Below are 10,500 nucleotides of genomic sequence, written 5' to 3'. Positions count from 1 at the left end.
GGTTCCTGGCTTGTTTGTGTGGAAGCTAACCAGCCTACAGCCAGCTGGCCTCCTTCGCTACCGACAAGTGTGTCGGTTATTGTGGGAATCTAGGAATGAAGTCTCTCTCAGTTTTGAACTACTTTGGTGGCACGTCCATGTGCCACACCAGACAATAAACTTGTTAGTTTTTCTGGTTAACAATCTGACAAAAATCTCCTGAAGAGCCGGCAACTACATAATCAATTTTTAACTACTAAAGATAGTTTGCCGGCACCACCTTTTACTTATTGACAAACATTTCCAGTCAACTCAAATTGCGGCACTGGTTTGTCGACAGACTTCGTTCCCTGAAAGCCAAATTCCACTGATTGTCCAGGCTCAATGGTACGATTCCAATCCAGTGGAACGGCTGTGAACGGATTATTTCCAGTTACATTTGCACTCCAAGCATTGCTCAGTCCCAAACCTGCTGGCAACTGCCATGAAATTTGCCAATCGCCGATTATCTCAGTTGATTGATTAGTGATATGGATCTTTACAACAAAACCAGAATTCCAATCCGACTCTATGAAGTAGTCACAGGTCGCTCCTGCAGGGGGAGCAGTAACCGAAATAACCCTCTCAGCGCTGTGACTATCGATACCGTCACTAACTGTTAACACTATGGTATATTGGCCTTCACCGGCATACGAGTGCTCGGTAACTTTACCACTGCCATTGCTGTTATCACCAAAGTTCCATTGATAACTTAGCGTATCACCATCCGCATCACTTGATGCCGAACCGTCAACAAAAACAGTTAGCCCGTTCGTGTTTTTTGTGAAGCTTGCAATCGGTGGTGTATTCGATGGCGGCAGTATAGCGTTGAGTGCAATACTATCGCTAGCACCGACACTGTTACCCTGTGCATCAATGGCAACCAGCTCGACCATAAAACTCCCAACAGATAAAGGTGAGGTAATAACTGTTGACGGCCCGCTAACTCCAGTAGTCACTTGAGCTCCATTAACCAAAACATTCACTGCATGTGCATTGGATACATTGAAGTTAACCGTCACACGACTGTCGATATAAACTTCACTGCCATCAGCCGGCGAAATAATATTTACTACGGGAATTATTGGCTCTTCTACATTAATGGTAACCGTTGCAGTGTTGGAAATATCCCCCTGATTATCAATAGCGGTATAGGTAAAACTATCTTGGCCGTAAAATTGATCCGCCGGGGTATACACTCGGCTGTCTCCAGATCCAGACAATGTACCATTGGCAGGCGAACTGGCATTAAACGATACTACTTGCCCATCAATATCATCTGCATTAAATGTGATCGTGGCAGCCGTTTGATAGGCCGTGTCAACATCAATGTCCTGTGCCGTTGGTGGGCAGTTTATACCGGTACTTCCACCACAAGGCGCTGATGGTTCCTCCCCCCATACCAACTGATCACCGTCGTACAACGCAATTTTTGGTGCCTGTACATGAGTGTTACTATAGCTATCCCAGGAAGGGTCCTCCCCATTATCCCATTCAGGTTGATTATTGTTCGTCGGCAGAGATATACGAAACTGCACCTCTTTTTTTGATTCAGATTGCCCACCGGGAAATACTTCAATGCCATCAAAAGATACCTCAGTGTAATAAATATCGTCTTGTGGATTCCCCCATGGTTTCAGTTGCGAAACACTTTTTGCTTGACTATACGCAGCGCTCACTGTGATATCACTCAATGAATAACCCAACGAAAACTCTTTGCTAAGATCCACCCAGTAACGGAACTTAAGGTCCGTAGCCACCTTAGCTGGCCATGCAGAATGATTGTGAACCAATGAACCGATCTCAATATATCGTGGCCCGGAGGAGTTTATCTTTGCCTCCACGTAATATTCCAAATCACGTATTTCTTTCGGTGGAAACTGACTTTCAGGGATGGGACTACCACCAAAATCGAGGTACAAACGCGCCAGTGCCGATGTAAAGCCCGCGTTGTAATCGGTAGCAACTTCATTCGCTATGTAGTCACCACGATCATCCTCATACGCATCGCCACTGCCCGGCCCACCAACCAATGCACCTATTAATAAATGACGGCTCTCTACCGGAAACTGCAGGTTATCCGACCAAGAACCATGTGCAGTTCGATGATGCGGGTTTTTGGGGCCGTTAGGCGCCATACCTATTTGATAAGGAATACCGTTGGGGTTATCACCCATAATATACTCCATCTGGTCAACCGCAAAATCGTAATAAGTTTCGGCGCGAGGATTACTGGGCTCTAAGCGTTTGAGATAATCAGAGTAAACTAGGGCAACAAACGATGTATTCGCCGCGTAGCGTGTCGCTCCCCAGGTGTCCAGTTGAGCTAAACCACCGGGTGTATAATTAACGCGTTCACCATTGACACCCGTTGTCCAGTAGTCCAGCCAACGCTCGGCATCCGCACGATAAGCGGGATCATCAGTTAAAGTCGTCATTAACACATAGGAACCATAGGACTTATCATCCCAGGCCTGTGTCCATTTATAGGATTTTACAGAAGACTGTCCTTCATTACTTAGGTGTTCGTAATCCGCAATCGCGGCATCTAAATAGCTTGACTCGCCGGTGGCGCGGTGCAACCAAATCGCCGACCACACAAGCTCATCGTTGTAACCACTCCATGAATTATAAAATCCCGATGCATCTGTAATACAATCGCTGTACTTTCCTAGATAGGTTTTTGCAAAGGTATACAACTCTTTAGCATGATTGATCAATTGTGCTGAATAACTCGGATCGTCAGCGGAGAAAACCATCGCAATAGCCGATAGTGCTGCCGCTGTTTCACCCGCCAAATCTGAGCCAGGACAATTCGGTGATAATGGAAATGAAGGGCGCTCCGATGCAGATCGAGAGGTTGCATGTATCACCTCAACCGGCCCCCAACAAGCATGATCACCGCTGCCTGTGCCTACTTGACCATATAATATATTGGGTGAAGGGTGCGCTTTTACAAAGTAGTCCGCAATGTAACGCAAATTGTTTTTTATATGCCCTATCTGACCACTTTGAGAATAAGCCTGCGGGTAGTCCACTACTCCCCAAGCCAACATAGTGGCTGCACTTGCCATAGGAAAACCAAATTTTACGTGATCGCCAGCATCGTACCAACCACCCGATAAATCCACATTATTATCCGCCCCATCATCTAAGGTGGAATCACCGCGCCATTCCACACGATTCCAAGGTGGAAGTACACCTGACTGTTGCGCTTCATAGAAGTAAATAGATTTTTGTAGTGCCTCACCATAGTTTACTGTAATTGCTTCAGCGATACCTCCATAAAGAGTATAAACGCCGATAAAAATATAAGTGGATAATTTAGATAGCTTCATAAAGATTCCCGTATTGTGATCACAACAAAAAATAACAAATTTTAAAACTGGCCACTCTGCCACAAACCGAAATATGAACTCACCTCTTTCTCTTTTACCAAAAAGGGGGAAGGCAAGAATACACCGCGCTCGGGACCGCATGAGGCATGGATACCGATTACGAGCTTACAGGGATGTATTCACAGCGCGCCTCGAGTGCAGGGTATTCTTTACTTCTGACTCAGTAGTAATTTTGGCCATCTCGATAAACGCCTATCAGTTGGCCACATGCGAAGCATGTTTAATTGAATCTCTTTAATACAAAGAAGATATTACTCAAATACAAAGAGTAATTGGTAATAATGACATTGACATGCGTTAAAATAGGGCAGAATTTACGATAAATCGTCTTTGTGATAAGTATTATGCGAACTGGTTAAGATCAAATTTGAACCAATACATATGGAAAGTTTTCGGTCTTTGTGGCGATCCTGGTAACGCGCTCACCGGGCGATATCACAAGAGAAGCTTTTCCTATATGTAAGTTTCTTTGAGTGCTTGCATGATATTAAACACCGGGGAACGTCGGCTATTTCAAGGCTACTTACTACTGGGTCAGTAGGAAAGAATACCCTGCACCCGAGGCGCGCTGTGAATACATCCCTGTAAGCTCGTAATCGGCATCCATGCCTCATACGGTCCCGTGTGTGGGGCATTCTTTCCTTCCCCCTTTTTAGTAATTCCAGAGCCAGTTGACTTACGTATGTTCTATTTGATGTATTTAGAACCCTTTTTACTGATACATGAATGGCTGTAAATTCGACCTAAAAATTACTGGCAGGTAAACAATCTGAAAACTTGAAGGGTGTCATGAGCCAGGCTATTAACGCTGTCTCAAACCTAACAATTGTCCATTATCCCTAAAGCAATTCTGCTTTAGCAACTCCCATGAAAACATCTCGCCTGAAATATACTATTGTCAGCACAATTTTCATCGGCTTACTTTTCCCCCTAAAGGCTCTCCCAGTCGAAACCAACACTTACATCACACCATACACCGTCATACAAACAGCTATTCTCTTTGCAAATACATATGATGAAAACGTCGTCTTAGATAACGCTTGGGTGATCGATTTAGAAAGGCACATTGCGACAGATAAGCGAATGCACATAGTAAGTGATCAAATCGATGCAGGAATTCCAGTAAACTATCTGGAACAATATGGGCTAATCAAGACGGGGGTTGATTCGTATGGACTATCTCTCAAGGATCATCCTGGATGGGCAACACCAATCGACCTATTTTTGCCACTTCGTTCTGATAGTTTTACCGAACATCATGGCAATAAACTGCTAAAACTTGGCTTAAAGCCAGAAACCATAAATCTAATTGATGATTACATAAAAGAAAATAACATCCAAAAATTATCAATGAGAACTTTTCATAACTACTTGAGAGAAAATTTCAATAGAATTCAGAAAGCATACTATCAAAAAGATGGCCAGCGGAAGTCATTTCTGCTCTATAGAGATGAACTCACCGAACTAGATAAAAAATCAAATTACTCATGGGTTATGGGGATCTACAACCAGCTTGACTCGGAGTCTAAAGAAATTCTGCTTACTTATCTCGCCAAAGATTTGGGTAATATATCCATTTTTAGAGAATACAATATTGAACAGAAATGGAGGCGTTTTTTCGCAGAATTGGAGGATGGTAGTTTTTTTAAAAAACTGGAAATAGAGATACAAAACGAAGAAAATAAAATGGGGGAGAAAAAGGAACCTGCCACCCCTCAAATCATGTCAACACCACACAATTCAACGATGAATCGTTCTCTACGTCCGGACAACTTATAAAATATATGGCAGCATTGATTGCGGCCATTTTTACTAGGCTCCTAGCACTCAAACCAGCATCGGTCCAGATGACATAAAAGTAACTAATTCCCGAGCACGGCGAAATCAGGACAAAAAATGAAAAAATATGATCCTTATCTTTCTATTCTTCATCGCTTAATACTAATATTCCGAGAGGGAGCGTAGCTTACTGCCATTGATTATTAAGTGCCTACCAGCTTTGGCAAATCCACCATGGCTCTGAAACTTATAACACCTTCAGCATCGCACTCTTCATTGAACCGATTGAAGAAGTAGGTCTTCATGCCCGCTTCAAAACCGGCCTTTACACCGACTGGACCATCATCAATGACAATGCAATTCTCAGGAAGATAGCCCATTTTCTTTGCTGCATGTAAATATATACCTGGGTCAGGCTTCCAAATGCCTACATCATACGAACTAAATAAATTATCTCCAAAGTATTTTGTTAACCCACATACATCAAGTGCCTGTTTAATTTTATGCATTGGCCCGCTAGATACTACGGCTTTTGGACCTTCTAGGGCCTCTAAGGTATCAATTACACCCTCAACGGGCTTCAACTCCTTATCAAATAGCTCCGATACAATTTTCCTGTATTCTTTCACAAATTTTTGGGAAATTTTCAACTGATTCTCTTGCTCCAGGATTGATAGCAGGCTCGCTAGCTTCCAGCCCCGAAATCGTATAACCAGCTCATCAGCATCTAGCTCTACACCATAGCGCCGAAACATTAAAACCAGCCCGACATTACAAAGATACTCGCTATCAACCAATGTGCCGTCATTATCAAAAAGTAAACATTTGTTCATGGCTCGAACTTCCATTTATCACCAAAGCATAGGGAGACACCTTGCGGTAGCCCCCTCTCCCACACCATCAGGCATAGGGGGCACGTACCACGGTGGTTCGCGTCTTCATTTTTTATCAAGTTGCCAATGAAAGTGACCCCAAGCCGGCAAAGTATCTATTTGGCAGAGCCCTGTAAAGGGCTGAGTTCTTACTCAGCAGCAAGGGGCCATGGGCGGACTTAGCCGCATTCCTAGCAGTCCAACGATCTGCAAAAAAACGTCGCTGTGTGCGGTAACCACGACATCCCTATTGCTTCCAAATATAACAGCGCAATTTCTGCCTAATCCATTTGTCGATGTTCCGCAGCGGGCTCAGCACTTCCGCTATGCTGAAGTATGCTTTCCAACCAAGCAGATATTTTCTTAAATCCGCGACCACATACGACAGCTTATGACCTCTCGTTCGGCGGCTCAGCTTGCTAGCAATGCCGGATTTATAAAACATAAGCCAAATTGCAGACGGAAGGCTTAATGGTCACGTGCCGACTGGCCCCACTTAATACTGAGTCAGAAGGAAAGAATACACTGCACTCGAGACCGTATGAGGCATGGATGCCGATTACGAGTTTACAGAGATGTATTCACAGCGCGTATCGAGTGCAGGGAATTTACCTTGTTCTTTGGCTAACCTTCGGCCCTGTGAATACCTGGTGCGAGGACTTTCACCTCGCTAGTTAAGTGCATGCCTGGCAAACGCGCCGCAAGTAAAGGCAGCGTAGTGCGTCCATCCTGCAGGGCAAATTTGCCTTGTCAGCTAGTGAGACTAGAGATAAGATTTTCTATATTTGACTTCCATTTTTGAGAGTCATCTTCATTTTGTTGCCAGAGTTCCTTTAGCTCAGACTTCTCAGACAGTACGGAGTGTAACCCCTCTAGAACATCAGGCTTAAAAGAAATCACATCATCTCGATTTTGTTGTGAAAGCCACTCTGTGAAAGCTTCATTTTCAGGATCATGATTTTTTCCTTTAATCAAAAAATCAAGAATGACGCCTGAAATAATCAGTTCATGGCACTGATCCAGTTCAATATAATCCGCATCTTTCGAAGATATTGCATTGCATATAAATGATACAGCATCTGAGTCAATAGCGTCATCCCTCAAATCACATGCTGTATCATCTTCAAAAAAGCCCATTCCCCATGTGCCCATATGCACTCCATATTGATTGTTGTAGTGACGGCTGTAGCCTTTTCTTATTACAGCGAACAGAACTATAATGAAATTTAATATCGCCTTCAGCGGAGCAGACGCGATAACGACTGTGTCTGCTGAAGGCTTTGTTAACGCTTTCTATTCTTGACTCACAATCAGTGCTCAATCTTGGAAAGAAGCTTCGGATTTTTAACAAGATTTCTTACGCCATGAGCGTGATTTTCGTTAAAGGCGTTGCCTTTGCACCACTGTCCCACAGAGGTAATATTCACCTTGGCAACTTTAGGGCGGACGCTCCAGGTGACCAGAAAAGGCGAGCCTTGCTCGTTGTAACCTGGACCGGTAGTAGAACCTGAATACTGAATTGGCTTTCCAGTATTGTTGGGGATACCCAAGGCTTGTTGAAAACCACTCTTTTCATTGTGTGCGGTCAATCTTGCGAAGTCCAAAGCACTGGAATCGTTTACCAAGACATAGACTTGCGTTTCTACGCGCAACTGTGGATTCTTGATGTCTTCGTTAAAACAGGCACCCAAGGTCGGGCCGGGTTTGATTTTGGCAGATGAGTGGACATAATGCACTTCAATGGTGTCTCCCGACTGAAGACCACCATGTTGGCTTGGGCACACTTCGTGATCAAGCGGGGCTAACTCGGCCTTGGAAAGGCTGCCGGAATATTTAAAGCCTGACTGATAACCGCGCCCATCACCATTACCCGCATACATCGTAAATTCCCCACCCTTGTGCTCAGCATTTTTATGAAAATGAATGTTACACAAATTCATGGCCGTGTAAGTTGGCGCGGCACCAAACAAAAACGTATTGTTACCGGCAGCCGAATCAATGTCCCGTGGAGCTTGCGGCCCAAAACCTTTCCCTGTGGTATTTTTCTCCAAATTCGCGCGTTGAAGTTCGATGATCTCATCCGAAACTGCGCCATGACTATCTATCGCAAGAGCATTGAAAGCTACCGTTGCCGCTGCAGCTAAAACAAAAAGCATTTTTGCTTTCACGATTTCACTCCTCTGGTGGGTTGTTGTGATTTAAAAATAAAGCGTACTTTGTACTGGTTACATTTAGCTAACGTTTAGCTCACCGAAAAACTACGAGCGTAGCGAGTATTTTTTCTAGTGCAGCTAGTTGTTAGAAGGGAACCTCAAGGTATGGATACAAGTTCAAATTTACATCTCTAACCTTTTTGTTTAAAGTGCGCAAGCATCACTGTATTATATAACGGGCAGGCTCCGAATAATACCCTGTCATTTATCAATAAGGAGAGAATAGGGATTCAGCAAAAAAATATGGCCTCTTGCATCGGCACCGAGACAGTAAAGGCCAGCAATCACCAATAAAAAATTGACTGATCTAAAATCTCAAAAAAACCCCAACTTCTAACAAAAAATATTTTTGTATAAAGAGCGGATTGGAAGCTGCGGGCTTGCTCAACAACTGGATTACTTCGCAGCTACGCACGATCCACCCTTATGCGTTATGCGTTATGCGTTATGCGTTATGCGTTATGCGTTATGCGTTATGCGTTATGCGTTATGCGTTTTCAGTTTCCTGCCACTGTGTGCCCCCATCACGAATTTTATCACGAGCTCTAGCGTCCCCTCCGTGGTGAATCGTGACAACGTCTCGAGCCGGATGGGAATGATGGTAATCCAGTAACACTGAAATTCCGTTTAGATTTCCATACCAGCGAAACATTCACTCGTGCATCCTGCCTCTCAAATATTCCTAATTTAAAGCTCCCGTACAACACTCGATACGAGCGACTGATTAGACCTTACTCGACGGGAGCTTTCACCCAGCAAGAATCATCAAGTTTAGCTTGACGTAGGTGCCTTCACTTAATATGAGTATTCACCACTTGGTCATTAAGCAAAATAAACCCATTAATAAGCCGCCAATTGCTTCTCCAATGACCCAGAGCGTAAGCTCTGACTTTTCAAGCACAGACAATTCCGGTTTAAACTGATCATAGTAAACTACCACATGATTTCCGGGCGTATATTTATTTACCAACTTGTAATCGTCAGATACATTATCTGACAACCCAACGACATTATTCTGGTACACCTTACCATTTACCACATATTCATAGTAAATATGATGACTAGTGCCTTTACCATACCTTATATATGACTCAAAGATTTTGCCTTCTGTACTGGAGTCAATATCTGAAAATAGATAAATCCAAATCTTGGAGTAAGCACGAGTACTATTTTCACAACCTACTAAGAATACAATTGCTAAAAAATACGGAATTACTGTGCGCATTCTTTTTACTCATAACGCCCGGCCTTTGATTTTTACACATCATCCAGCTCCATTAATAACCTCAGCGGCCTCAATATAATCAAGTAGTTTGATGCCCCCCTACCAGATCGTTTTGACTCCAGGCTCACCATCACCTTTACGCCCAAGAAAGCCGTCTAACCCTGCCGACATACAAGTAATATCGCGTATGTTTGGAGGTACATCTGGAGGAGAGGTTTTTTCTTGCATCAGCCATATCATATGTCATTCTTGTTCAGAATATGCCTGGCTATAAGATACATCAGGAAGCTCTCTTGCGCAGGTAGTGATTGGATGCAGCCTCCAACCAATGATCATATAAATGGTGATACAATTTAGCTTTCTCTGTTCTGAACTGATTACTTCCAATTTGACATCCACCTTTAACGACTCGAAAATAGGTTTCAATTTCCCAACCGCTCCGATACAATTCGATTATTATCCTCGCCTGATTAAAATCCTCAACTGGAAAATCGGTTATCAACATCCATTCGATGCCTTTCTCACCCAGTGACGGGGTTATTTTCTTGGCAAACACCATATAGAGAGAAAGGGGGCGCCTTGACGTCTCCTCACCCTGCAAGCACACTTCTGAGAAAGTTACTCTGACATTTGCTTCTCTTCACCAATCTCTAATGTACGATTTGCTTTCACTCAAACTATATAGCTTGCTCTCCCCTGCTCATTCTGATCGTCGGCAAACTGAAACCACTCGCGAATATCACCTTCTCTATCAGCAATATTCGCCACCGTGGTCTCTGGACAGGATTCTTGTACTCGACAAGCAGGCCATAGTGATCCAGATAGCGCTGACTTGCTTTATCTTTATGTTGACTTTGGGGCGGACTAGGAGCCGCGAAGCGGCCGAAAGGCTGTACTATTAACCCGGTGGCTCTATAGTTCTGTATAATACCCAAATGGATATTATTGATGCAAGAAAATTACCCGCTTCCGCGCAGGAAGAGAAACGCCGAACT

At 43.7% G+C, this 10,500-nt stretch carries 8 protein-coding genes; 1 reads left to right on the top strand and 7 read right to left on the bottom strand.

Annotated elements, in window-relative coordinates:
* Nucleotides 1–266 precede the first annotated feature (266 nt).
* Nucleotides 267–3,356: a glycoside hydrolase family 9 protein gene (locus ACCI49_RS22140; RefSeq protein WP_371841408.1), complete on the bottom strand. Its 3,090-nt coding sequence runs from the start codon at nt 3,354–3,356 to the stop codon at nt 267–269.
* Nucleotides 3,357–4,283: 927 nt separating this feature from the next.
* On the opposite strand from ACCI49_RS22140, the gene ACCI49_RS22135 reads away from it, so the two are divergent.
* Complete coding sequence (locus ACCI49_RS22135) at nt 4,284–5,195, top strand: hypothetical protein (RefSeq protein WP_371841407.1); 912 nt, start codon at nt 4,284–4,286, stop codon at nt 5,193–5,195.
* A 203-nt stretch (nt 5,196–5,398) separates the two neighbouring features.
* On the opposite strand, the gene ACCI49_RS22130 is transcribed toward ACCI49_RS22135, so the two are convergent.
* From ACCI49_RS22130 to ACCI49_RS22105, 6 genes are all read right to left on the bottom strand, one after another.
* Nucleotides 5,399–6,043, bottom strand: coding sequence for an HAD-IA family hydrolase (locus tag ACCI49_RS22130; protein WP_371841406.1), 645 nt, complete (start codon nt 6,041–6,043; stop codon nt 5,399–5,401).
* Between the two features lie 271 nt (nt 6,044–6,314).
* On the bottom strand, nt 6,315–6,512 hold the full coding sequence (locus ACCI49_RS22125) for a group II intron maturase-specific domain-containing protein (protein WP_371841405.1): 198 nt from the start codon (nt 6,510–6,512) through the stop codon (nt 6,315–6,317).
* Between the two features lie 305 nt (nt 6,513–6,817).
* Complete coding sequence (locus tag ACCI49_RS22120) at nt 6,818–7,219, bottom strand: DUF4259 domain-containing protein (RefSeq protein WP_371841404.1); 402 nt, start codon at nt 7,217–7,219, stop codon at nt 6,818–6,820.
* A gap of 158 nt (nt 7,220–7,377) precedes the next feature.
* Nucleotides 7,378–8,235 (bottom strand): delta-class carbonic anhydrase, encoded by an 858-nt coding sequence (locus tag ACCI49_RS22115; RefSeq protein ID WP_371841403.1) that lies wholly within the window; start codon nt 8,233–8,235, stop codon nt 7,378–7,380.
* 853 nt (nt 8,236–9,088) lie between these two features.
* The gene (locus ACCI49_RS22110; protein ID WP_371841402.1) at nt 9,089–9,505 is read right to left on the bottom strand and encodes a DUF3592 domain-containing protein; all 417 of its coding nucleotides are present in this window, start codon (nt 9,503–9,505) and stop codon (nt 9,089–9,091) included.
* A 99-nt stretch (nt 9,506–9,604) separates the two neighbouring features.
* Complete coding sequence (locus ACCI49_RS22105) at nt 9,605–9,733, bottom strand: IS4 family transposase (protein WP_371841401.1); 129 nt, start codon at nt 9,731–9,733, stop codon at nt 9,605–9,607.
* Nucleotides 9,734–10,500: the final 767 nt, after the last annotated feature.

The organism is Microbulbifer epialgicus, assembly GCF_041447265.1.
In the GTDB taxonomy this organism is placed as follows: Bacteria; Pseudomonadota; Gammaproteobacteria; order Pseudomonadales; family Cellvibrionaceae; genus Microbulbifer; species Microbulbifer epialgicus.
This window is presented reverse-complemented; position numbering and strand designations above follow the sequence as displayed.

Bases quoted from the DNA above. Each gene is read 5' to 3' on its own strand.
- ACCI49_RS22140 (WP_371841408.1), bottom strand. From the start codon at position 3,356: ATGAAGCTATCTAAATTATCCACTTATATTTTTATCGGCGTTTATACT.
- ACCI49_RS22135 (WP_371841407.1), top strand. From the start codon at position 4,284: ATGAAAACATCTCGCCTGAAATATACTATTGTCAGCACAATTTTCATC.
- ACCI49_RS22130 (WP_371841406.1), bottom strand. From the start codon at position 6,043: ATGGAAGTTCGAGCCATGAACAAATGTTTACTTTTTGATAATGACGGC.
- ACCI49_RS22125 (WP_371841405.1), bottom strand. From the start codon at position 6,512: ATGTTTTATAAATCCGGCATTGCTAGCAAGCTGAGCCGCCGAACGAGA.
- ACCI49_RS22120 (WP_371841404.1), bottom strand. From the start codon at position 7,219: ATGGGCACATGGGGAATGGGCTTTTTTGAAGATGATACAGCATGTGAT.
- ACCI49_RS22110 (WP_371841402.1), bottom strand. From the start codon at position 9,505: ATGCGCACAGTAATTCCGTATTTTTTAGCAATTGTATTCTTAGTAGGT.
- ACCI49_RS22105 (WP_371841401.1), bottom strand. From the start codon at position 9,733: ATGCAAGAAAAAACCTCTCCTCCAGATGTACCTCCAAACATACGCGAT.